The 23,116-nt window shown below is 72.5% G+C and carries 16 protein-coding genes and 1 pseudogene; 5 read left to right on the top strand and 12 right to left on the bottom strand.

Annotation, left to right across the window (positions count from 1 at the left end; genetic code table 11):
- Positions 1-183 precede the first annotated feature (183 nt).
- From B207_RS0112245 to B207_RS0112205, 9 genes are all read right to left on the bottom strand, one after another.
- A complete protein-coding gene (locus B207_RS0112245; RefSeq protein ID WP_018636825.1) occupies positions 184-1,014 on the bottom strand; it encodes an oxidoreductase in 831 nt (276 codons plus the stop codon).
- 42 nt (positions 1,015-1,056) lie between these two features.
- Positions 1,057-2,055, bottom strand: a complete 999-nt coding sequence (locus tag B207_RS0112240) for an aldo/keto reductase (protein WP_018636824.1) — start codon at positions 2,053-2,055, stop codon at positions 1,057-1,059.
- A gap of 336 nt (positions 2,056-2,391) precedes the next feature.
- On the bottom strand, positions 2,392-4,671 hold the full coding sequence (locus tag B207_RS0112235) for an HlyD family efflux transporter periplasmic adaptor subunit (protein WP_230204983.1): 2,280 nt from the start codon (positions 4,669-4,671) through the stop codon (positions 2,392-2,394).
- Positions 4,672-4,780: 109 nt separating this feature from the next.
- Complete coding sequence (locus B207_RS0112230) at positions 4,781-5,812, bottom strand: DUF5666 domain-containing protein (protein ID WP_230204982.1); 1,032 nt, start codon at positions 5,810-5,812, stop codon at positions 4,781-4,783.
- Between the two features lie 167 nt (positions 5,813-5,979).
- Entirely contained in the window at positions 5,980-7,215 is a 1,236-nt protein-coding gene (locus tag B207_RS0112225; protein ID WP_018636821.1) for an ABC transporter permease, read from the bottom strand.
- A complete protein-coding gene (locus tag B207_RS0112220; RefSeq protein WP_084692113.1) occupies positions 7,212-8,066 on the bottom strand; it encodes an ABC transporter ATP-binding protein in 855 nt (284 codons plus the stop codon). Before B207_RS0112220 ends, B207_RS0112225 begins: the two co-directional genes overlap by 4 nt.
- A 1-nt stretch (position 8,067) precedes the next feature.
- Positions 8,068-9,408 (bottom strand): efflux RND transporter periplasmic adaptor subunit, encoded by a 1,341-nt coding sequence (locus B207_RS42305; RefSeq protein ID WP_018636819.1) that lies wholly within the window; start codon positions 9,406-9,408, stop codon positions 8,068-8,070.
- 194 nt (positions 9,409-9,602) lie between these two features.
- Positions 9,603-10,265: a biliverdin-producing heme oxygenase gene (locus B207_RS0112210; RefSeq protein ID WP_230204981.1), complete on the bottom strand. Its 663-nt coding sequence runs from the start codon at positions 10,263-10,265 to the stop codon at positions 9,603-9,605.
- A 75-nt stretch (positions 10,266-10,340) separates the two neighbouring features.
- Positions 10,341-12,695, bottom strand: a complete 2,355-nt coding sequence (locus B207_RS0112205) for a SpoIIE family protein phosphatase (RefSeq protein ID WP_018636817.1) — start codon at positions 12,693-12,695, stop codon at positions 10,341-10,343.
- 182 nt (positions 12,696-12,877) lie between these two features.
- Here B207_RS0112205 and B207_RS0112200 point away from each other — a divergent pair, with 182 nt between their 5' ends.
- The gene (locus B207_RS0112200; protein ID WP_026310975.1) at positions 12,878-13,543 is read left to right on the top strand and encodes a LuxR C-terminal-related transcriptional regulator; all 666 of its coding nucleotides are present in this window, start codon (positions 12,878-12,880) and stop codon (positions 13,541-13,543) included.
- Positions 13,544-13,610: 67 nt separating this feature from the next.
- Positions 13,611-13,709: pseudogene (locus B207_RS42825) on the top strand (SAM-dependent methyltransferase); the annotation flags it as partial.
- 118 nt (positions 13,710-13,827) lie between these two features.
- Here B207_RS42825 and B207_RS0112195 read toward each other — a convergent pair.
- The gene (locus B207_RS0112195; protein WP_026310974.1) at positions 13,828-15,030 is read right to left on the bottom strand and encodes an amidohydrolase family protein; all 1,203 of its coding nucleotides are present in this window, start codon (positions 15,028-15,030) and stop codon (positions 13,828-13,830) included.
- A gap of 631 nt (positions 15,031-15,661) precedes the next feature.
- Between B207_RS0112195 and B207_RS0112190 the strand changes: the two genes are divergently transcribed.
- From B207_RS0112190 to B207_RS0112180, 3 genes are all read left to right on the top strand, one after another.
- On the top strand, positions 15,662-16,420 hold the full coding sequence (locus tag B207_RS0112190) for an SDR family NAD(P)-dependent oxidoreductase (RefSeq protein ID WP_018636814.1): 759 nt from the start codon (positions 15,662-15,664) through the stop codon (positions 16,418-16,420).
- A 140-nt stretch (positions 16,421-16,560) separates the two neighbouring features.
- Positions 16,561-18,069 (top strand): FAD-binding oxidoreductase, encoded by a 1,509-nt coding sequence (locus B207_RS0112185; protein ID WP_018636813.1) that lies wholly within the window; start codon positions 16,561-16,563, stop codon positions 18,067-18,069.
- A gap of 45 nt (positions 18,070-18,114) precedes the next feature.
- Entirely contained in the window at positions 18,115-21,594 is a 3,480-nt protein-coding gene (locus B207_RS0112180) for an ATP-binding protein (RefSeq protein WP_051102495.1), read from the top strand.
- A gap of 46 nt (positions 21,595-21,640) precedes the next feature.
- Here the strand turns inward: B207_RS0112180 and B207_RS0112175 are convergent, their stop codons facing one another.
- Both B207_RS0112175 and bluB read right to left on the bottom strand, forming a co-directional pair.
- A complete protein-coding gene (locus B207_RS0112175; RefSeq protein WP_018636811.1) occupies positions 21,641-21,982 on the bottom strand; it encodes an indolepyruvate ferredoxin oxidoreductase subunit alpha in 342 nt (113 codons plus the stop codon).
- Positions 21,983-22,367: 385 nt separating this feature from the next.
- Positions 22,368-23,066 carry a 5,6-dimethylbenzimidazole synthase gene (gene bluB / locus B207_RS0112170; protein ID WP_018636810.1) on the bottom strand — a complete coding sequence of 233 codons (699 nt, stop codon included), beginning with the start codon at positions 23,064-23,066 and terminating at the stop codon, positions 22,368-22,370.
- Positions 23,067-23,116: the final 50 nt, after the last annotated feature.

Raw genomic sequence — 23,116 nt, 5'->3', positions numbered from 1 at the left:
GATCGAATCGGCCGGGCACCTCCGCCCCGGCCGGGACACCCGGGCGGGGCGGAGGTCGGGCGGGGCGGAGGTCGGGCGGCAGGGGGGTGACGGTGAGCGGGTCCTCGCGACCTGGCCCTCGCGACCTGGCCCACGCTGCGTCGCCCTCGGATGTGCTTGCCCCCGGATGTGCAGCCGGTTCGGCTAAGCGTCGACAGCGGTCGCGACGCTGGTCTTCTCCCACTCCGCCAAGTCCGCGAGCTGTGCCTCCAGCGTGTCACGGAAGAGAGTCACGGCGTCCTGACCGAGTACGAGCAGGGCGGGCGGCGACGCAGACCCGACGGCCACGATGATCGCCTCGGCCGCCTTCGCCGGGTCACCCGGCTCGGTGCCGTGCGTCGTGTCGTTCTCCTTACGGCGGCGCCCGGCCGTGTCGGCGTAGTCACCGATCGGTGTCTCGGCCTGCCGGAGCGAACGCCCCGAGAAATCGGTACGGAAAGCGCCGGGCTCGACGATCATCGCGTGGAGGCCGAGCGGCTCGAGTTCCCTGCGCAGCGAGCCGGTCAGGCCCTCGAGCGCTCCCTTGGTCGCCGAGTAGTAACCCGATCCCGCCGGGCAGATACGCGCGCCGATCGACGAGATGTTGACGATCGCGCCGCGCCGGCGTGCGCGCATGCCCGGAAGGACCGCCCTGGTCATCGACACCGCGCCGAAGAAGTTGGTGGCGAACAGCTGCTGGACGTCGTCGTCGTCGCCCTCCTCCACCGCGGCCCGGTATCCGTAGCCGGCGTTGTTGACGAGAACGTCGAGACCACCGAACCGCTGCTCGGTCTGCTGGACGGCACGCGCGACCGCCGCGCCGTCGGTGACGTCGAGCGCCAGGGCGAGCGCGCGCTCAGGATGGGCCTCGGCGAGATCGGCCACGCGGGTGACGTCCCGGGCGGTGGCGGCGACGTTGTGGCCGTGGTCGAGAAGGGCCTGCGCGAGCGCGCGCCCCAGGCCCGAGGAACACCCTGTGATCAACCAGGTCGACATGGCATGAGCTCCTTGTCTCGAGGGCGGGTTCCTGCCACAGGCTCAGTACCCCGACTCGGAGCCGTAGTAGGTCGGCTTGCGCGGGGTGTAATGCTCCTCCAGAGCGGTGACCTCGTCATCACTGAGAACGAGGTCGAGCGCCGCGACGGCGTCGGAGAGATGGTGCGGCCTGGTCGCACCGACGATCGGAGCGGTCACGACAGGGTTGCGCAGCACCCACGCCATCGCCACCTGGGCCATCGAGACTCCCCTCGACTCGGCGATGCGCTCGACCGCGTCGATCGTGCCGCGGTCGCTGTCGAGGAACAGCGGGGTGCCGGAGGAGTCGGCCGTCGGGTTCAGCGTTCCGCGGGTCGTGCTCACGTTCCCCCACGGCCTGGTCACCAGGCCGGCGGCGAGCGGCGACCATGGCAGGCTGCCGACACCCTGATCCGCCAGCAGGGGGAACATCTCTCGTTCCTCCTCCCGGGCGACGAGGTTGTACTGGTCCTGCATGGAGATGAACTTCGTCCAGCCGTGCAGCTGCGCGGTGTACTGCATCTTGGAGAACTGCCAGGCCCACATCGAAGAAGCGCCCAGATAGCGGACCTTCCCCGATTTGACGGCGTCGTGCAGGGCCTCCATCGTCTCCTCGACGGGGGTGAGCCGATCGAACCGGTGGATCTGGTAGAGGTCGATCCAGTCGGTGCCGAGCCGTCGGAGCGATGCGTCGAGCTGCTCGAAGACAGCACGGCGCGAGAGGCCCCGGCCACCCGGGCCGGTGCCCATCGGCGCGAACAGCTTGGTCGCGATCACGACCTGGTCGCGGCTTGTGTACTGCTTCACGGCGTCGCCCGTGATCTCCTCGGAGCTTCCCTTGCCGTAGGTGTTGGCGGTATCCCAGAAGTTGATACCGAGCTCGATCGCCTGCTTGAAGATCGATGCGGCGGAATCGGCGTCCAGTGTCCAGTCACGGCCCGTACCCGGCCGGCCGAAACTCATGCAGCCGAGTGCGATGCGGCTGACCTTCAGCCCGGAGGTTCCAAGGTTGGCATAGTCCATGGTGAATCCTTCGACAACGTTGACGAGGAGGACAGAGGGCAGCCGGAATGTTTCCGGCCGACCAGGGCGTCGCCGTCGCGGAGCCGGTGGGGGCCTCCGGTTCCCGCGGACAGCAGCCCGTAGTGCCCTGTGACGCCGCAGGCCGACATGCGGCTCGGCCTGCCCGATCACTACGCCGGCACCGAGGTTCAAGGTCGGTGCGGAAGGCGTGACGCCACGCTAGAGCTGCCGTCCGCCGTCGTGGGAGCGCCTGTCAGTACCCCCCAGGGCCGGCGGCACCCCATGAAACAGGAGGTCGCGTCGGCCAGGTCAGCAGCGGGCATCCGTCCTGGCCGATCAGCGACCCCCGCCGCCACCACCACCGGCACCGAAGCCGCCGTTCATGAAACCGCCGGGACCCGCCGGTCCGCCGCCGGGCAGGCTGTTGGCGTCGCCACCGCCGCCGAACAGCCCGCCGTTTCCCGACGACTCGTCGGAGTCCCCGGAGGGCAGGCCGGCGTTGATCTCCGCGAGGGAGACCTGGTCGCCGGCCTCGAGGCCCGAGGTCACCTCGGTGCGCTCCGGGCCGACCGCGCCGGTCTGCACCCGCACCGCCGTGGCCCTGCCGTCCCGCACCACGGTGACAGTGGAGAGCTGGCCGGACCGGTGCACTGCGGACGTCGGCACCGTCAGGACGTCCCTGACCTCCCTGACCCTGATTGACACGGTGGCGCCGGTACCGTCGAAGAGCCGGGCATCCGTCGGCTTCAGCACGATCCTGACGGGATAGGTCGTGGTCGACCCGGTGGTGCTGTCAAGCGCGCCGATCGACGACACGGTGCCGGCCAGCGGCTCCGCGACCCCGTCGACGATGACGGTCGCCGGGTTCGACACCTTCACCAGGTCGACGGCGGACAGCGGGACCGTGGTCGTGATCTGCCGGTCACCGTCGCCGAGCACAGTGACGGTGGCGCTGCTCGAGAACGCGCCGACCGTGCTGCCGGGCTCAATCGAGAGGGCGGCCACCGTCCCGCTGATCGGGCTGGTCAGCGTCGCGCCGTTCAGGTTCTGCTGGGCGACGGCGACCTGTGCGACCGCCGCGTCGACGGCGGCCTGATCCGCGGCGAGTTTCTCCGCGGAGGCGGGCTGCGTCGTACGGCCGCTGGCGCCGCTACCCGAAGCGCCACCGGACGCTCCGCCACCGGACTGCCCACCCCCGGACTGCCCGCTATCCGGCTGCCCGCTACCCGGCTGCTCACCATCGGACGGGCTGGACCCGTCCCCGCCCGGCACGGCGGCGCCCGGACGCGCGGAACCCGTCCCGCCGTCCGTACCAGCGCTGGCGCTCGGCGTCGGTGCGGCAGTCGGACGGCCGCTGCCTCCGGAGGAGGGTGTGCCGCCTCCCGGTGTGGGTGTGGGTTTGCCGCCGCGGACCGCGGGCGAGGGCGCGGGCGACGATGCGGGACCGGTCGAAGGCGAAGGCGAAGGCGACGGCGCCGTGGACGGCTGGGTCGTCGACGAGGGCGCGGCCGATGGCTCGGTCGGCGCGGTGCCGGTGCCGGTGCTGCCCAGCGCGCGCACCGCCGCGTCCAGGTCGGCCTTGGCCGAGGCGAGCCGGGAGGTCAGCCCGCCCAGGTTCGATTCCCCTGACATCCCGGACGCGTCCGCCGGGGCGCTGAACCGGGTGACCAGCGCGCCGATCGCGTTCTGGCACGCGGTGGCGTCCACGACGCCGACGAGGGCGGCCGGCCGGATCGTCACCGTGTACGGGGACCCGGCATCCAGGCCGGTGAAGGTGTACGGACCGGTCCTGGTCGCGATGACGGCGCCGGCCCGGCTGAGGGTGACCGTGTCCTTCGCGCCGACCGTGCCGCTGATCGTCCCGGTGCCTGTGGACGTGCCGGTGGACTCACCTGTGGGCACCGGGGTGGCGGTGAAGGAGATCGGCGTGGATGGTGAACCCTCCGTCACCGCACAGCCGCCGTCCTGGGCCGTGAGCGCGCTCAGGTCGGCTCCGAGGTCGGCCAGCACGGCGTCGAGCGCCGACTGGGCCGCGATGACGTCCCGCTGTGCCGCGGTGACCGCCATGACGAGGGCGGTGCCAGGCCTCACCACATCGGCGCCGGAGCCGCCGCCGGCGGTGCTGGTGCCACCGGAGCTGCTGGTCAGTGCCACCCCAGCCGAGCCGCCGCGGTCCCCCGCGGAGGCGGCGGGCGCGTTCGCGAGCAGGCTGATCACAGCGCCGGATCCCGAGGTGGAGGTCAGGCTGGTCGTGGCGCCGCTCTGCGAGGCGGCGCCGGACGTCTGCCCCGAGGCGTCGTTCGCCAGCGTGAGACGGGCGTTCGCCAGTTTCTCGTTCGCCGTGTTCAGGGCGCTCTGCAGCTGGGCCGGGTCGAGGTTCGCGAGGGCCTGGCCCGCGCTGACCCGGTCACCGATCCGCACGGGCACGGCTGTCACCACCCCGCCGACCGGGAAGGACAGCGTGGAGGTGTTGACCGTGCCGAGCGTGCCCACCGAGGTCAGGGTCTGGGTGACCGATCCGGTGGTCGCGGCGGCGAGGCGGTAGGACACCCCGTCGTCGGCAGTGGCTACCAGGCCGGCGCCGACGCCCGCACCGGCCACCGCCAGCGCGGCCACGCCGGCAACCACCCTGCGCGTCGGCTGCGGACGGCGCGGCCGACGCCGCACCGGCGGCGGGCCGACGCCTTCCGCCCCGGTCCCGCCCGCCCGCACCGCTGGGGTGTCGTCAGCCATTGGTGCCGCCTGATCCGGTGGAACCGTCGCCGCCGTTCCCGCGGCCGGCACCACCGGCACCACCGGCACCGCCCCCGCTGCCGAAGCCCGTGGCGCACTCGCCGTCGGTCGCCTCACGCAGGGCGATACGCGTCGCCGCGACAGTGCCCGTCTCGTCGGTGTCCCCGTTCACCACGGCGCACCTGCCGACCGCCAGCGCGTCGGCCGTCGCGTCCGCCGACCGGCTGTAGGTGGTGTCGCCACCGACCAGCACCGTGTAGGTGACGGGGTCGTCACTTCCGACAGTCGTACCGGAGACGGTGATCGTGGAGCCGGACACCGCGGTCACCTCGCCCGTCGCACGGCCGCCGAAACCGCCCCCGCCGCTCCCGCCCTGCCCACCCGATCCGTTCTGGCCGTCGGGGGCACTGCTCGGCGCGCCGCTCGGTGGGGTCCGGGGCTCCCCGCTGGGCCGGGCACCGCCGGCAGCCGGCCCGGCGCAGGTGCCGTCCACCGGCTCGCTGATCGTCACGGTCGTGGCGCTGAAGGAGGTGGGGACGGCGGTGGGGCGCGTCCCTCCGTTCGGCGCACCGGACGGCCTCCCGGTCGCCGGCGCACCCGTCGGCGGCTGACCCCCGTTCGCCGGTATGTTCGCCGCGGTCGCGCACACGCCTTCCCGGACGTCGGCGAGCGTCGCCGCCACGGTCTGGCTGAACGTCGTGCTGTCGTCGTAGGTCACCGCGGCCTGGCCGGACTGCTGGTTCTGTACCTGGAGCGTGCCGCCGTCGATCGCGGCGATGAGCCCGGAGGCGGCGGCCCCACCCCCGCCTCCGGGCCCGTTGTCCGCACCGCCCTGGCCGGCGGCCTGGGCTTCGCCTGCCTGCGACGGGTCGGCGGAGGAGCCTCCACAGCCGGCCAGCACGGCGACCAGCACGGCGGCGGACGCCACAGCCGCGGCCGCGGTACGGCGCACCGGTCGGCCGCCGGGCATGGGAGCGGGTGTGGGAGCGGGTGCGGGTGCGGGAAGCGGAGCCAGGCGAGTCATGTTCTCTGTCCTCGTCATGGGTGGGCTTTCGTCGGGGAGGTCTGGTGCGGCCGCCGGAACCAGTCGCCGCCGGAGTCGGTGGCCGCCGGAGTCAGTCGCCGCCGGAGCCGGAGTCGGTGGCCGCCGGAGTCAGTCGCCGCCGGAGCCGGAGTCGGTGGCTGCCGGAGTCAGTCGCTGCGCAGCGCGTCGATGGGAGCCAGCCGGGCCGCCCGGCTGGCCGGATACACCCCGAAGGCGACGCCGATGGCGACCGCGACCGCGAGGGAGCCGAGCACCGCCCACCAGACGACCGCGACCGGGCTGTCGATGAACCGGGGCAGCAGCAGCGCGCCACCGATGCCCAGCAGCGCGCCAACCGCCCCGCCGACGAGACTGAGCAGCGACGCCTCGATGAGGAACTGCCGCCGGATCGCCGCGGGCGGCGCGCCGAGCGCCTTGCGCAGCCCGATCTCGCGGGTGCGCTCGGTGACCGAGACCAGCATGATGTTCATGACGCCGATCCCGCCGACCAGCAGCGACAGTGCGGCGATGCCGGCGAGCAGCGCGGTCAGCGTCCGGCTCACGGATGTCGCCGTGGTCAGCAGGGATTCCTGGCTGGTGATCGTGAAGTCGGCACTGTCCGCACCGCCGGTGAGACCGTGCTGGTTCAGCAGCAGGTTCGTGGCCTCCTGGTAGGCCGCCGACAGCGTGGACGACGACGTCGCCCGAAGGTAGATCGTCGAGACGGAGGTGCGTGTAGTGCCGCCGAACAGCCGGCTCGCTCCGGTGGACATCGGCACGATCGCCTGGTCGTCGAGGTTGCTGGAGCTGTCCGAACCAGCCGACTCGAGCACGCCGACGACCGAGAACGGGATGTTGTTGATCGTCACGCTCTGACCGAGCGGGCTGCGCCGGCCGAACAGCTCCGACGCCGTGTCCGCCGCCAGGACGGTCACGGCCGCGGCCTGCGCCTCGTCCGTGGTGGTGAGGAAGCGGCCCTCGGCGAGGGAACGGCTGCGGACGGACAGCCAGTCCGGCGTCGTGCCGACCACGGTCGTGGTCCAGTTCGTCGAGCCGTTCAGCAGCGACAACGAGCTCTGTTTGACCGGGGCGACCCCGTCGATGTCGGGCGCGGCGTCCTTCGAGGCCAGCGCGGCCGCGTCAGCGGTGGTCAGCGTCGACGCGGAGCCGAACCCGCCACGCACGCCGGCGGAGCTGGTCGAGCTGCCCGGCGAGACGATGAGCAGATTGCTGCCGAGCGAGCTGATCTGGGAGCCGACCTTGTCCTGCGCGCCGACACCGAGGCCCACGGTGAGGACCACGGCGGCGATCCCGATCAGGATGCCCAGCACGGTGAGCCCGGACCGCAGCCGGTGCGTGCGGATCGCGTCGAGCCCGGTGCGCAGCGTCTCCAGCCAGCTCACGGGCGCGCCACCGTCCCGGCCGACGCCGGTGCCGATTCCGACGTTCCCGATTCCGACGTTCCCGATACGGACGTTCCCGCCGCCGAGGTTCCCGCCGAGGTTCCCGGTCCGCTGTCGGACTCGATGACCCCGTCCCGGATGTGCAGCACCCGGCGGGCCCGGTCGGCGACCTCCCGCTCGTGGGTGATCAGGACGATCGTGCGGCCGGAGTCGTGCAGCTCGTCGAGGAGGTCGAGGACGTCCCTGGTCGCTGTCGAGTCCAGGTTGCCGGTCGGCTCGTCCGCGAGGATCAGCGACGGGTCGCCGACCAGCGCGCGGGCGACCGCGACCCGCTGCTGCTGACCGCCGGACAGCTCCCCCGGCCGGTGCTCGACCCGCGTGGCGAGGCCGACCCGCTCAAGCGCCGTGCGGGCCCGCTGCCTGCGGACGTCTCGTCGCTCACCGCGGTAGACCAGCGGCAGCTCGACGTTGCGCAGGGCCGACAGCGACGGCAGCAGGTTGAACTGCTGGAACACGAACCCGATCCGACGGTTGCGGATCTCGGCCAGCTCCGCCTCGGTCATGGTGCTGACGTCCTCGCCGGAGAGCCGGTAGATCCCGGTGGTGAGCACGTCCAGGCAGCCGATGATGTGCATCAGGGTCGACTTCCCGGAGCCGGACGGGCCGACGATGGCCACGTACTCCCCGGCCGCGATGCTGGTGGAGACGTCACGCAGCGCGGTGACGTCCAGCGCTCCGGCCCGGTAGGACTTGCCCACCCGCTCCAGTTCGATGACCGGAGCGGCTGCCTTGGCCCGCGGCCGCGGCAACGGCATCGTCGCGGGCTCCTGCCCCCGCGGTGCGCTGCCCATGTCAGTTCCCCCCACCCGGGAACCCGCCGCCGCCCGCGCCGCCCGCGAACCCACCGGGGCCGCCGCCCGCGCCGCCCGCGAACCCACCGGGGCCGCCGCCGGCGCCGCTGCCGAACTGGCCGCCGGGCCGGCCGTAGCCCTGGCCGCCAGGTCCTCCTCCGGCTCCGCCGCCACCGCCGGCTCCGCCGGGAACAGTGACGTCGACCATCACCTGGTCGCCCTCGGACAGGCCGGAGACGATCTGGGTCGAACCGCCGCTGGCCAGGCCGGTCGTCACCGTCCGCGTGGTCGTCGACGTGCCGGACACCAGGCGGACGACCGACCCGCCGTCCCGCTGGCTGATGGCGGCGCTGGGGACGACCAGCACGTTGCCGAGCTGCTTGTAGATGATCGTCACGGTCGCGGTGTCACCGGAGTGCAGCCCCTCAGGACTCCCGGTCACCTTGATCACAACCGGGAAGGTCGCCGTCTGCCCGGAGCTGGACGCGATCAGGCCCACCGACGAGACCGTCCCGTAGATCGAGGTGCTGGTGCTGGTGCCCGGGACGATGGTCGCCTGGTTGCCCTTGGCGATCAGGTCGACGCTGTTCGAGTCCACGGTCGCGTTGACGATCCAGGAGTCGGTGCTGATCACAGTGATCTGTCCGCTCGACGAACCCGACGAGCCGGAGGTGCCGGAGGTGCCGGCTGACCCGGTCGCCGTCCCGCCGGATGCACCCGCGCCACCGGACCCGCCGCCGGACGCGCCGGATCCGCTCCCGCTGGCGCTGCCGCCGCTGCTCGACGACCCGGACACCTGCTGCCCGACCACGAGCGAGGTGCTCACCACAACCCCGTTGACCGGGGAGGTCATGGTCGCCCCGGCGAGCGCCTCCTCCGCAGTGGTGACCCCGTCCGTCGCGGTCGTGACCGCCGCCCGGTCGGCGTCGAGCTGCTCGTCCGACGCCCCGGCGGTCTGGTCGGAGGCGAGTTTCTCCTCGTTGTTGGCCAACGTCAGCCTGGCCTGGGCGAGGTCCGCGGTCAGGGACACCGAGTCCATGGTCGCCAGCTTCTGGCCGGCGGTCACCCTGTCGCCCTCGCCCACCAGGACGCCGGTGACCGTGCCCGCCGCGGGGAAGGTCAGGTCGGACTGCGTCTCCGGAGCGATCGTGCCGCTCGTGGCGACCGTCTGCCGGATGGTGCCCAGTTCGGCGGTCACGGCACGGGAGGTGACGGTCGCCGCCGCCCCGGTGGATGCATCGCGGGTGACCACGAAGACGGTGATCCCGGCGGCGATGACGACCACCGCGACCAGCGCGACCAACAGCCGGCGGCGCGCGACCAGCCGCCCCGGAGCCGTCATGACCGGGCGTGTTCGGCGGGGTTCTCTCTCTGCACGTGCGAGAGCTTCGCGGTGACGTCTGTGCTCAACCCGTGCGAAATCTATGTGTCAGCTGTGAATCGTCCCCAGCGTCACCCAAGAACGGATTGGCATCAGCCACCACAGTATTTCCGTACTCGGCCACGAACTTGGAATTCTTTACAGCGCGGCGCGGCTCAGTACAGCGCTGCCTCGAAGGCGAGGAACGTGCCGACGGCAGCCTCGACGACCGCGTCGGCCCGGGTGCGGTCGGTACCCACCCAGCGGCGCATCACCAGGCGCAGGTCCCGCCAGCGGCGGCCGGCCTGGTCGCCGTACGGGGTGAGGTAGGACGTCGCGCCGGTCAGGTCGGTGCGGGTGCTCAGGCCCCGCGCGATGAGCTGGCCGCCGAGGGTCGCGCCCTCGGTCACGTACAGCGCGCCGAAGCCGAAGGCCAGGTCGCGGCCGGGCGGTATCGCCGCGACGGGGAGCGCGGCCAGCGCTCCGGAGGCGACCCCGAGGGTGTCCAGGTCACGGGTCAGCCTGGCAAGCTTGCGCCGCCCCGGCCAGTCCAGCAGCGGGTCCTCGAACTCGGTGAACAGGTCGTCGAGGCGTGGTTCCAGCGCCGCGTGGAGACGGTAGAAGGAGATCATCAGTTCGCGGTAGCGCCCGGCCGGGATGTCGGGGTCCGCCAGCCCGAGGTTCGTCTCCACCCGCTCGTGCACGTCGGCCGTGGAGCGGCGCAGGCAGGCCATGATGTCGCTGTCACCGCGGGAGGAGGTCGCACCGCCCATGTCGATGTCGGCGTCGACAGGGGCTTCCACCGCTGTGCTCGCGTCCGTCACCGGGCCTGTGTCCACCCGCTCAGCCTAGCGAGGCGCTGGTCGGCACGGGCCCGTTTCCGGCGCCGTCCGGCAGACGGGCTGGTGGCGGGTTCAGGCTGTCCGGCGCAGGACGACCACCGTGGTGTCGTCGGAGCCGTCCGGGTCGCGGCAGGCCTCGAAGAGGATGTCGGCGAGCGCGGCGGGGCGGCTCGTGGCGGCGTGGCAGGCCGCAAGCCGCTGCAGCCGGTCCAGACCGGTGTCCGGTGCCTCGCCGCGGCGCTCGACGAGGCCGTCGGAGAAGAGAATCAGCGTGTCACCGGCGCCCAGGGTGACGTCGACGTCGACAGCGACGGCGCTGGCGGACTCGCCGGGGGTGGGACGGGTGGCGAACGCCCACGCTCCCAGCGGCGGTGCGACCGGCACGTCCAGCAGCCGCGGTTCGCCGCCGGCCGGGACGTGCAGCGGCAGCGGGTGGCCGGACGAGGCGACCTGGATGGTGGCGGTGGCGGGGTCGAGAAGGACAACGACCGATGTCGCGAGTGCCTCCGGCAGCAGCACGGCCGTCAGCCGGTCGAGGCGGCGCAGTGCCTCCGACGCCACGTGCACGCCGGAACCGCACCCAGCCAGCCCGCCGGTGAGGGGACCGTCCAGCGCGGAGTCGACGAGATAGGCGCGCAGTGCGTTGCGCAGCTGCCCCATCGTTCCCGCCGCCGCGATGCCGTGGCCGGCGACATCCCCGACCACCAACACGATCGTGCCACCGGGCAGCGCGAACGCGTCGTACCAGTCGCCGCCGACCCGCCCGCCGGGGGCGGGACGGTAGAGCGCGGCCAGGTCGAAGCCGGCGATGTCGGGGAGAGCCTGTGGCAGCAGGCTCTGCTGGACGTTCTCGGTGAGCCGGGCCGCCTGCCGGGCCCGGCCGTACATGATCCGCGTCAGCTCACGGCGCAGGTCGGACGCGAGCCCGACCTGCGCCTCGGTCCACGGGCGCGACCGCAGCCGCACCGTCTCGCGCCACCGCTCGAAGGAGCGCCGCGGGCTGAGCCGGACGTCGGCGCCCTCCAGCGCCTGCAGCTGCTTGTTGTGCGGGTCGCCGCCCCAGTCGACGGTCTGGACGGTTTCCGGCCGGACCCAGACCACCATCTCGTCGGGCGCGAGCCGGATCCCGAGGATGCCGCATGCGGTGTCCCGGTGGGGCTCGAACCGTTCGTGGCGCAGTGCGACGGCGTCCTCGACGACCAGTCCGTCGCCGTCGTCCAGCTCGGCCACCATCTCGCGCAGGACGTTTCGCGGCGGTACGTTCCCCGCCCAGCGCCACACCCCGGCGATCTGTACCGCCACCCCGCCCGCGGGGATCAGCCGCCGAAGGACGGAGCCGTTGTCGATCAGCGTGGCCGCGAGGCGGTCCCCGGTCTCGTCGTGTTCCAGGGTGGAGGTGAGCCGGTCCAGCGCCTCCCGCGCGCTGACCAGCTGCTCGAGCCGCTCACCGTCCTCGCGGGCGACGAGCCGCAGCGACAGGACGTGACCGAGGAACTCCACCGCCGCGCACACCTCGTAGGGCGGCTCGTGCGGGCCCGCGTAGTGGTGGCACGCGAGCATCCCCCACAGCCGCCCGTCGCGCAGGAGCGAGACCGACATCGACGCGGTGACGCCCATGTTGCCCAGGTACTCGAGGTGGATCGGCGAGACACTGCGCAGCCACGCGTCGCCCATGTCCAGCGGACGTCCCGTGCGTGGGCTCACGACGGGCACGAGCGGCACCGGCCGGTAGGACGTGTCCGGAATGAGCCGCAGCCAGGAACGCTCGTAGAGCGCCCGGGCCTGGGCCGGGATGTCGGTCGCCGGGTAGTGCAGCCCCAGGAAGCTGTTCAGGTCCTCGCGGCGGGCCTCGGCGACGACCTCACCGTTCCACTCCGGGTCGAACCGGTACACCATCACCCGGTCGAAACCGGTCAGCCGGCGCACCTCCTCCGCCGCCACCTCGTACAGCTCGGCCAGCGAGGTCGTCCGGTCGAGGCGCAGCACCGCGGTGCGGGTGCGCTGATAGGTGTCGGCGAACGTCAGCGGGCGCCGGCTCACCGTCGGTATCAGCTCGACGACGACCATCCCGTCAACCCGATGCAGGACCGCGTCGCAGACGACGTCCACACCGCGGACGGTGAGCACCAGGTCGGTCGGGCCGGCCTCCCGCAGGTCGAACGAGCTCGCCACGGTCCTGCGCAGCAGTTCGGCCGGCCCGGAGCCCACAAGCGCGTCCAGCGGGGCGCCGACCACCCGCTCCGGCTCCACGCCGAGGAGGGCGCCGCAGTTCGCCGAGACGTGCGCCACGGTCAGGCCGGGCTCCACCAGTGCCAGCAGAACACCGTGCGGCTGGATGCTGCCAGGAATGTGAATGGGCTCCCGATCGCAGTTCTCGAGGGTGACGGGAGCTCCCGCGGAAAGCAGGTCAGTGGGGAAACCCGACATACCTGATGCCTTCCTGTCCCGCTCCGGCCGGCCCCTCTCCGTCGAACGACAGGCACGCCGGCACGACGGGAGCTGGCACGCCTCCTGCCCGGCGCAGGAACACTTAATCCCTTGGGAAAGGGGGCACGCCACACCCCTGGGGGTGGTTTCCGGCACCTGCCGCGGATGGTAGGCCGCTAACCATGGCAGACGGGGCACCCAGGCCACTCACCGTGGCACTTGTGGACGACTACGAGGTGGTGCTGGCCGGCATCGCCCGCATCCTCGCGCCGTACGAGGACCGCGTGCGCGTCGTCGAGATCGACGCGAACCGGCCTGTCGTCACCGACGTCGACGTCGTGCTGTACGACTCGTTCGCCCAGCCGGAGGCCGGCGGGGACGAGATCGCGGACATCGTCGCCAACCGGCACGCGGGCCGGCTCGTCATCTACACCTGGAACTTCCACGACGGCCTGGTGGAGGGCGCCCTCGCGCGCGGCGCGAGCGGCTACCTGTCGAAGACGCTGCCCGCCCGCGAGCTCGTCGCCGCGCTGGAGGCCGTGCACGCCGGGGAGGTCGTCGTCAGCCCACCGCCGCGCTCGCGCGTGATGTCCGGCCTGGACTGGCCTGGGCGCAACGAAGGCCTCACCGAGCGGGAGGCCGAGGTCCTCGCGCTGATCACCCAGGGCCACAGCAACGCCGAGGTGGCGCAGATCAGCTGCCTGAGCCCGAACACGGTGAAGTCCTACATCCGGGCGCTCTACCGCAAGATCGGCGTGGCGAGCCGCACCCAGGCCGTGCTGTGGGGGGTGGAACACGGCTTCACCCCCGACCACCACCGCAGCCAGTCCTGGCGCGCCAGGCGGTGAGCGGCGCGGAGACCCGCGCACTACCTTGTCGACCATGGGACGGGAGTTCGACACCGAGACGCGTCGGATGATGCGGGCGAACGAGGCCAACTGGGACGCCCGCACTCCGGTGCACGTCGCGAGCGCCTTCTACGGTCTGGACGGCACCCGCGGTCCGCTCGACTTCACGGGCGGGCCCGGCCTGAAGCACTACGTCGCGTGTCGCCCGGATGGTGACCGAACAACAGGCACCCGGAAACACCGAACGGGGTACCGGCGTCGCCGGTACCCCGTCAGGAAAGGACTCAGACCGTGGCGGGGAGCTTCATCGCCTCGGCGAGGTTGCCGCCCATCACCTTGACGATGTCCTCCTTGGGCAGACCCACCAGCTCGTCCACGTAGGAGACGGGGTCGGACATGCCCTCGGCGTGCGGGAAGTCGGAGCCGAAGACGATGCGGTCCGGGCCCAGCAGTTCGATGAGACCGTGCGGGTTCTCCTCGAAGAAGGGGTGGATCCAGATGTTGCGCTTCAGCACCGTGATCGGGTCCTCGTCGTAGAGCTTCGGGCTCTTCGCGTAGGACTCGCCGGCCGCCTCCACGAAGGGACGCACCCAGCCCGAACCGTTCTCCACCGGCAGGATCCGCAGGGTCGGGAAGCGGCTCAGGAGGCCGTGCCCGATCAGCGAGGTGACGGTGTCGAAGATGCCGCGGTGCTGCTTGTTCATGATGTCTTTGAAGGCGGTCGGCGAGGCGAACGGCAGGTGCTCACCGTCCGGCCGGCCCTCCCACATGTTGTAGTAGCGGGTCAGACCGTCGTCGGACGAGTGCAGGCCGACGGTGATGTCAGCCTCGACGACCTTCTCCCAGAAGGGGTCGAACTCCGGCAGCGCGAACGAGCGGAAGCCCTCGTAGCCGGGTACCGGCGCCGGCCGGATCAGGATGATCTTCGCTCCGCGCTCGACCACCCACTCCAGCTCCTTGATGGCCTCGCTGACGATCGGCAGCGTGATCACCGGAGTCGCGAAGATCCGGTCCTCGTAGTTGAAGCTCCACTGCTCGTGCATCCACTGGTTCAACGCGTGGACGACCACGTGGGTGGCCTTCGGGTCGTCACGCAGCCGGTCCTCGAGCAGGCTCGCCAGCGTGGGCCACATCAGGGCCCGGTCGATGCCCAGCTCGTTCATCAGCTTGAGCCGGGGCTCCGGGGCGAAGAACGCCTCGGGCGAGCGGATCGGCTTGCCCATCAGCTCCCGGGTGGACTTGCCCTCCGGGTTGCCGTTCTTGAAGTAGTCCTCCCAGGCGCCCGGCCGCGCGACCACGTTGAAGGTCGGGTTCGGGATGTACTCGGAGATCACCCCGCGTACCGCGATCTTGTCGCGACCGTTCACCTGCACGTACTTGATCAGGCCTTCGTGTTCCTTCGGCAGGAATTTCGTGAAGGCATCCACTGTCTCGTACATGTGGTTATCCGCGTCGAAGACAGGGAAGTCGACATCTGTCCTGGGCATGACTACCTCCGTACGCTGGCCGGAACCCCACCAGCTCGACACCGCGAGGTAGTCACCTGACTCCCGCGGTGAGGCCTCCGCGGGGCGGACACGCACCCACCCCGCACATCATCTCCGATGCATCCGCACGCTAGCACTTATTGACATCGACGTCAAAATTAAGCTGTCGATCAACCTCGCCCCGCGACCGCACGCCGGCTCGGAGCAGCGGGCGGGGTCGGCTGGGCAGCGGCCGGCAGCACACGCCTGGGGATGGATGTCGCAGGGCGGACGTCGCAGGGCGGACGTCGCAGGGCGGACGTCGCAGGGCGGACGTCGCAGGGCGGACGTCAGCCGGACGGCCCTCGGAGAGGGGCCGGCCCAGTCACGACAGGTCGTGCGGTAATCCACGGAACAGCCCCGGGATTCCACCCGAGGATTTCTGCTTCCGCTGGTTGTGCGGGGGCTCTCTCGCGGGCTCCACACGCCATCACATTCACGTTTCCAGCCGGCTGTAGCCTCTTCCGCCCGTGCCCACTTCTTCCACGCGATGCCTGAGCCCATCGGTGCGATCATGGCCGTTCCGGGCGGCGGTGTCGTAGTATCCGGCCGCCCGCCGATGCGTCATCGATCGTTTTCGAGGAGCCCTGTCATGCAGCTCGATCACACCGCGGCAATCGTCACCGGAGCCGCCTCCGGGCTGGGCGCCGCCACGGCCGCGGCACTCGCCGGGCGCGGTGTCACCGTGTACGGACTGGACCTCGACAAGGCGGTCGCGGGCGCCAACCCCACCGAAGGCGTTCACCTGATCCCGACCGATGTCACGGACGAGGCGCAGGTCAGCGCAGCGATCGAGCGCATCACGGGCGAGGGCCGCCCGCTGCGGCTCGCGGTGAACTGCGCGGGCATCGCCCCGTCGGCGCGCATCCTGTCCCGCCGCGGCCCGCACGACCTGGACCTGTTCCGGACCGTGCTGATGGTCAACCTGCTGGGCACGTTCAACGTGCTGCGGCTGGCCGCCGAGGCCATGAGCCAGCTCGACGCCGACGAGCACGGCCAGCGGGGGCTGGTGGTGAACACGGCGTCCATCGCCGCCTTCGAGGCGCAGATCGGCCAGATCGCGTATGCCGCCTCGAAGGCCGGGGTGGCGGGAATGACCATAACCGCGGCCCGGGATCTCGCCCAGTTCGGAATCCGGGTCATGACCATTGCGCCGGGCATTGTCGACACACCGATGATGGCCGGTTTCTCGGACGAGGTGCGGGCTGGGCTCGCCGAGACCGTGACCTTCCCCCGCCGGCTGGCCGAGCCCACCGAATACGCCCGGCTGGTTCTCATGATCGCCGATCACGACTATCTGAACGGCGAGACCATCCGCATGGACGGCGCGCTGCGGATGACCGCCCGCTGACCCACACACGTCGCCACCGCGCCCCAAGCGGGCCGGGCGCGCGGCGCAGGCGCGGAGTGCGCCGTCGCAAGGAAAGCCCAAGCTGCCCACCGCACGCTGATCTCCGTCCCGCTCGACACCGATCGCCAGACGGAGGCGCCATGTCCACCCTCGTGCCCGATTCCTCGTCCCACGACCTGCCCCTCGCCCCGAGCTCCCTCGCTCCGGTGGCCGCGTCCTCGGCTCCACCAGCTCCCTCGGTTCCCTCGGCTCTCTCGGCAGCTGTGCTGGAGGCGGCGCTGGCAGACCTCGCCGGCCGCGTCCGCGGCGAGGTGCTGCTGCCCGGAACCCCCGGCTACGGCCAGGCCGCGACCCCGTGGAACGTGGCGGTCCCCTCCGCGCCGGTGGCGGTCGTCGTCGCGGCGGCCGCGGCCGACGTGGTGAGCGCCGTGCGCTTCGCCGACGCCCACGATCTCGCCCTCGAGGTGCGTTCCACCGGGCACGGCGCGCTCGCGCACGACCGGCGCAGCCTGCTCGTGCACACCGGTCGTCTGCAGGAACTCGTGATCGATCCGGTGACGCGGCGGGCCCGGGTCGGCGCCGGGGTGCGCTGGCAGCAGGTCCTCGACGCCGCCGCGGCGCACGGGTTCGGGGCGCTGGCCGGTTCGGCGCCGCAGGTCGGCGTCGTCGGCTACCTGACCGGCGGCGGGCTGTCGCCGGTGGCGCGCACCTACGGCTTCGGCAGCGATCTGGTGACCGCCTTCGAGGTCGTCACCGGTGACGGCGAGCTGCGCCGGGCCACCGCGACGGAGAACACCTCGCTGTTCTGGGCGCTGCGCGGCGGGAAGGGCGCGCTGGGCATCGTCACCGCGGTCGAGTTCGAGCTGTTGGACGTCGCCGAGATCTACGGTGGCTGCCTCTACTTCGACGGTGCCGACGCGGAGCGGGTGATCTCGGCGTGGCGGGTGTGGTCGGCGTCGCTGCCCGAGCAGGCGACGACCTCGCTGGCGGTGCTGCGGCTGCCGGCGATGCCGGCGGTGCCGCCGCCGTTGGCCGGGCGGTGCACCGTCGCCGTCCGGTTCGCCTGGGTCGGTGACCCGGCGGACGGCGGGCGGGTGGCCGAGCCGATCAGCACGCTGGCGCCGCCGATCCTCGGCGGGCTGGGAGTGCTTCCGTTCAACGCCCTGGGCATGATCCACGCGGACCCGGTGGACCCGATGCCCGTCCACGAGCGTTCGGTGCTGCTGCGGGAGCTGCCGCAGGACGCGGTCGGCACGCTGCTCGCGCTGGCCGGTCCGGAGGCCGACTGCCCGCAGGTGATCGTCGAGCTGCGGCTGCTCGGTGGTGCGCTGGCCCGCGCCCCCCGCGCGCCGAGCGCCGTCTGCCACCGGGACGCCGCCTACGCGGCACTGACCATCGGCATCGCCGCCCCGCCGGTCGTCGAGGCGACGACGGGGCACGCGGCGGCGGTGATGGCGGCGCTCGACCCGTGGTCCGGCGGAATCTCGACGCCGAACCTCGGCGCGAGCACCGACCCGGCGGTCGTGGCGCTCAAGTACGACGCCGCGACCCTCGCCCGGCTGGCGACCCTCACCGCGAGTTACGACCCGAACGCCCGCATGGTGGCGGCCGACCCGGTGCGCGCCGCAGCCGGTCTGGTCCAGTCCTGACGTCGGCGGCGGCTCGGACAGCCCGCCAGACGAGGTGACGGCATCATGAGGTGCGTGCCGTTCTACCACCTGTTCGGGCCGATCGAGGTCATCCGGGAGGGCGGGCCGGTCCAGTTCGGGGGTCCCAAACAGCGGGCGGTCCTGGCCGCCCTGCTGCTGAACGCCGGCCGGGTCGTCTCCGTGGACCGCCTAGCCGACGCGGTCTGGGGGGACGAGCATCCCCCGAGCATGCTGTCCAGCCTGCAGGCACACATCTCCAACCTGCGGCGCCTGCTCCGGGACGGCGATCGGGCCACCTCGCCGATCGTGCGGCGTACCCCCGGCTACCTGGCGGACATCAGCCTGGAGGACCTCGACCTGCGGCTGTTCGAACGGGCCTGTGACGAGACCCAGGCCGCCGCGGACGCCGGCGACTGGCCGGGCACGCTGGCCGCCGCCGACCGCGCGGCCGCGCTGCGCCGGGGCCCGCTGCTCGCCGAGTTCAGCGACGAGCCGTGGGTACGGGGCGCCGCGACGGCGGCGGCCGAGCGGTGGGCGCAGTGCGAGCAGAACGCGGTCATCGGCCTGCTCGGTCTGAACCGGGTCACCACCGCGGTGCTGCGCTCCCGCCAACTGCTGGCCGACGCCCCCCTCGCGGAGGGTGTCTGCCGGCTGCACATGATCGCGCTGTACCGGGCGGGACGTCCCGCCGAGGCGCTTGAGGTGTTCCGCGAACACGCCCGCCGCCTGGACGAGGAGCTGGGTCTGGAGGTCAGCCCGGTCCTGCGCGACCTGCAGGGCGCCGTCCTTCGCCAGGATGCCGGCCTTGATTCCTGGCCCGGTCGGGCCAGCACCCCGGACCCGGGCGACGGCCCGGTGGCGCCGGCCGACGGCGGGTCGCCGGCCGACGGCGGGTCGCCGGCCGACGGCGGGTCGCCGGCCGACGGCGGGTCGCCGGCCGACGGCGGGTCGCCGGCCCGGTCCGGGCCCGGCGGCCAGCGCGGTGACCTGGTCGGCCGGGTCCATGAGATCGCCGTCCTGGAGTCCGTTCTGGCCGAGGCGCTCACCGGCGACGGACGCTGGGTGGTCCTGACCGGCCCGGCGGGGATAGGCAAGAGCCGGCTGGCGCAGGAGGCCGCCGTCCTCTGGGCGCGGTCGGGCGGAGCCGTCGCGCGGACCGGATGCCCCGACGACGAGGCTGTCCCGCCGTGGTGGCCGGTCCGCCAGCTGCTGCGCGATCTCGGCCTGGACCCGGACGCCGTGCTGACCCCGCCGACCGGCCTGGACGCCGACGCCGCCCGGTTCGGGGTCTACGACCGGGTGCTGACCGCACTGTCCGCCGCGGCCCGGCACCGCCCGCTGCTGCTGGTCGCCGAGGACGTCCACTGGGCTGACCAGGCGTCGCTGCGGCTGCTCACCCATCTCGCGGCCGCCGGCCCGCGCCCCGGGCTGGCCGTGGTCGCCACCGCGCGGGACGTCAGCGGCCGGCCCGCACTGGACCGGCTGCTCGCCGCCACCGCCCGCGGGCACGGATCGCGGCGCCTCGCCGTCCCCCCGCTGAGCGAGGGGGAGGTCGAGGAGCTGGTCCGCCGGGTCAGCGGGCAGGACATCGGCGCGGCAGCTGCCGCCGAGCTCGCGGAGCGGACCGGTGGGAACCCGTTCTTCGTCTGCGAGTACGCCCGGCTTCCCGAGCAGGAACGCGCCGGTGGGGAGGTCCCGGTCGCGGTGCGCTCGGTGCTCGGCCAGCGGCTCGCCGGCCTCGACCCGGCGGTGCTGCAGGTCCTGCGCTCCGCCGCGCTGATCGGCGACACCCTGGACATCGGGCTGCTCCGCGCGGTGACCCGGCTCGACCACGACGCGCTCGCCGACATGCTGGACGAAGCCTCCGACGAACATGTGATCGTCCAGGCCGCCGGCACCGGCCGGTACATGTTCGCGCACGCGCTGCTGCGCGACGAGGTGGTCGCCGGGATCTCCAGCCTGCGCCGCCAGCGCCTGCACCTGCGGATCGCCGAGGCACTGGCGTCGGGAGACGGCGGCGAGACCCAGGCCAGGCGGGCCGCGCACCTGGTGGCCGCCTGGCCGCTGGCCGAGGCCACCGACGTCCTCGACGCCTGCCGAGCGGCGGCGCTCGACGCCGAGCAGCGCTGGCAGTCGGAGGCGGCGGCGCACTGGTGGGGACAGGCACTGGCAGTTCTCGACCAGAGTCACCGCGACCTGGACGTCGACCGCGACGAGCTGCTGGTGGCCCGGGTGAGCGCGCTGGCGCGCGACGGCCGGGGGCAGACCCTGCTCGACGTGGTCGACGCGGGCCTGCTGGACGCGGTGCGGCGCGGGCGGCTCGACTCCGCCGGCCGTCTCGCCGCCGCGCTGCTGCGGACCACCGGCTGCTGGCCCTGGCCGGCCCACGGCCACGACTCGGCTCCGCTGCTGGCCCGCCTGGCCGGCCTGGAGACCCTGGTCGCCGCCGACCCGGCCGCGCACGTGCGGATCCTGGCCGCGCTCGCGGTCGGCAGCACCTACGACCCGGACGGCACCGTCCCCGACCGGCTCAGCCGCCGCGCGATCGAGCTGGCCGAACGGCTCGGCGACGACGAATGCCTGGCGGACGCCCTGCTCGGCCGTGCTCTCACCTTTTCCGGAATCGCCCAGCGGGCCGCCGAATCGATCGAGCTCCTCGCCCGGCTGGCGGACGTCCCGCATGCCGCCGCGCAGATCGACAGCGTGATCACCCACGGTCTGCTCCACCTGGCGAAGTCCGCTCTGGGCGACCCGGCGGCCGCCGAGCACGCGCGTCTCGGCGCGCTCGGCAGCGACCTGCTCCGGCTGCCGGCCAGCCGGGTGCAGTTCCGCTGGGCGCAGGGCTCGCTGGCCCTGTGGCGGGACGACGACCTGGACGGCGCCGAACGGATCTACGACCAGGCCTTCGCCCTGCACCGTGAGACCGAGCTGTACCAGAGCGGCGTCTACGACTTCGCCCGGCTGACGCTGCGCTGGGAGCAGGGCCGGCTGCACGAGCCGGACGACAAGGCCCCCAATGCCGTCAACGCGCCCTGGGTGGTGGCGGTGCTCGCCGCCGCCAGGAACGACGCGGATGCCGACGAGCTGATCGCCGCAGCGGTCCGGCAGGTCGAACCGGTGGTCTGGACCACCCATGCGGCCCTGACGATGCTGGCCCACGCGGTCGCCGACCGGGGCCTGCGGGAGCACGTCGGGTCGCTGACCGCACGGCTCGCACCGATCGCGGGCAGCATCGCCAACCTGGGCCAGTGCGGGATGGCCGGTCCGGTCGCGCTGGGCCTGGCCCGGCTCGCGGCGCTGGAGGGCGACCTCCCAGCCGCCCAGGCGCACCTGCGGACAGCGACGGACGCCGCTGCCCGCTCGCACGGGATCGGCGCGCTCCTGCGCACCCGGCTGGTCGCCGCCCAGCTCGCCAGGCAGAGCGGCGATCCCGTCGACCCGGCCGAACTGCGCGACATCGCCGAACGGGCCACCCGCCGGGGCATGGCCGGCGTCGCCCGCGCGGCGGACGAGCTGCTCCGCTGAGCCGCACGGGTCGGACGGGTCGGACGGGTCGTCACGCGGGCGGGACCTACTTCTTGAAGTTGGCGATGAACTCCGTGTCGGCGTTGATCTTTCCGGTCTTCGCCGCGCCGCCCGGTTCCTCACCCAACGGCTCGTCCCGCCCGGGGAGGACCTCCGTGAAGAAGAGCTCCTCGTTCTTGATGAACTCCTTCTCCGCCGCGGGCACCATCTCGTCGAGCATCGCCGCTCCGACCGGACATGCCACCGCGCATGCCCCGCACTCGGTGCACTCGTCGGGGTTGATGTACATCTTGCGCCCGCCGGTGTAAATGCAGTCGGCGGGGCAACCGCCGCTGAGGCAGCCGCCGTCCTTCACGTCGATGCACGCGGAGGTGATCACGAATGGCATGGCAGAATCGTCTCCAATCAGCCGAAAACTGCTCCGGCTCGCCGGCCACGGCGGATCCGTGACCGGCGGCCGGCGCACTTCAGCCGCGCGCCGACCAAAATGGGATCGAGCTCCGGCGAACCCGCATAGATTATTGGCGGGCGTTTGTCACGCCGACGCTTCCGGCGGTAAACGCGAGGTAACGAAGAAAAGCGGGCAGCCTGTCCACATGAATTCCACGGACCCGTCTTCGGGATAATTCTTTGGAACTCTGCCCGGAAAAGTTTTTCCTGCCGACACCGGCGGCGGCGGGCTGGCCTGGCGGCCCCCCGGGACCATCCGCCCGGCCGCCGGTTCCCGGCCGGCCCTTTCCGGTTCCGCCGGGACGTCCCACGCTCCGGTGGCGCTACCAGTGCTCGTGGTGGACGGCGGCGTCCAGCGGCCGCCGGGCCGCCCAGCCGTGGCGCTCCAGATCCGGTGTGATCTCCAGGTGGCTCACCGGCCCGAGGCACAGCCAGGCGACCGGACGCACACTGTCGGGTATCCCGAGCAGACCCCGGACGAATTCCTCGCGGTAGAAGGACACCCAACCGACGCCGAGATCCTCGGCGGTGGCGGCCAGCCACAGGTTCTCGATGGCCAGGCACACCGAGTACAGGCCGGCGTCCGCGATCGTGTTCCGGCCGAGGACGGCCGGAGCCCCGCGCGCCGGGTCGTAGGTGACCACGAGGGAGAGAGTGGACTCGAGTATTCCGTCAATCTTTATGCCGGCGAACCGCGCCGCCCGCTCACCGGTGAGCGTGCCGGCGAAGATCTCCCGCTCGCGGCTGACGTGCGCGTACATGGCCGCCTTCGTCTCCCGGCTTTCGACCAGGACGAAGTCCCACGGCTGGGTCAGCCCGACGCTGGGCGCGGCGTGCGCCGCGCCCAGCACCCGGCGCAGTGCGCCCGCCGTGATCGGCTCTCCGGTGAACTGCCCGCGGACGTCCCGCCGCCGCCCGACGACCTCGTAAAGGCCGGCGGCGGCGGACGGGACATGCGGGACGTCCGCGGAAGGCGGGACGTCAGAAGAAGGCGGGACGGGCGAATCGGGCAGTGAGGTCACGGGGTTCAGCTCCGCTCCGGCGAATCGGGTCAGGGATCCGCGGGGCGGGG

The organism is Parafrankia elaeagni (assembly GCF_000374165.1).
GTDB classification, from domain to species: domain Bacteria; phylum Actinomycetota; class Actinomycetes; order Frankiales; family Frankiaceae; genus Parafrankia; species Parafrankia elaeagni.
Note: the sequence above shows the minus strand (reverse complement) of the source record. Positions and strands in the feature narration are given on the sequence as shown.

Coding starts and splice junctions, on each gene's coding strand:
- B207_RS0112200 (WP_026310975.1), top strand. CDS start 12,878: ATGGCAGACGGGGCACCCAGGCCACTCACCGTGGCACTTGTGGACGAC.
- B207_RS0112195 (WP_026310974.1), bottom strand. CDS start 15,030: ATGCCCAGGACAGATGTCGACTTCCCTGTCTTCGACGCGGATAACCAC.
- B207_RS0112180 (WP_051102495.1), top strand. CDS start 18,115: ATGAGGTGCGTGCCGTTCTACCACCTGTTCGGGCCGATCGAGGTCATC.
- B207_RS0112190 (WP_018636814.1), top strand. CDS start 15,662: ATGCAGCTCGATCACACCGCGGCAATCGTCACCGGAGCCGCCTCCGGG.
- B207_RS0112230 (WP_230204982.1), bottom strand. CDS start 5,812: ATGACTCGCCTGGCTCCGCTTCCCGCACCCGCACCCGCTCCCACACCC.
- B207_RS0112245 (WP_018636825.1), bottom strand. CDS start 1,014: ATGTCGACCTGGTTGATCACAGGGTGTTCCTCGGGCCTGGGGCGCGCG.
- B207_RS0112185 (WP_018636813.1), top strand. CDS start 16,561: ATGTCCACCCTCGTGCCCGATTCCTCGTCCCACGACCTGCCCCTCGCC.
- B207_RS0112205 (WP_018636817.1), bottom strand. CDS start 12,695: ATGTCGGGTTTCCCCACTGACCTGCTTTCCGCGGGAGCTCCCGTCACC.
- B207_RS0112175 (WP_018636811.1), bottom strand. CDS start 21,982: ATGCCATTCGTGATCACCTCCGCGTGCATCGACGTGAAGGACGGCGGC.
- B207_RS0112240 (WP_018636824.1), bottom strand. CDS start 2,055: ATGGACTATGCCAACCTTGGAACCTCCGGGCTGAAGGTCAGCCGCATC.
- B207_RS0112220 (WP_084692113.1), bottom strand. CDS start 8,066: ATGGGCAGCGCACCGCGGGGGCAGGAGCCCGCGACGATGCCGTTGCCG.
- B207_RS42305 (WP_018636819.1), bottom strand. CDS start 9,408: ATGACGGCTCCGGGGCGGCTGGTCGCGCGCCGCCGGCTGTTGGTCGCG.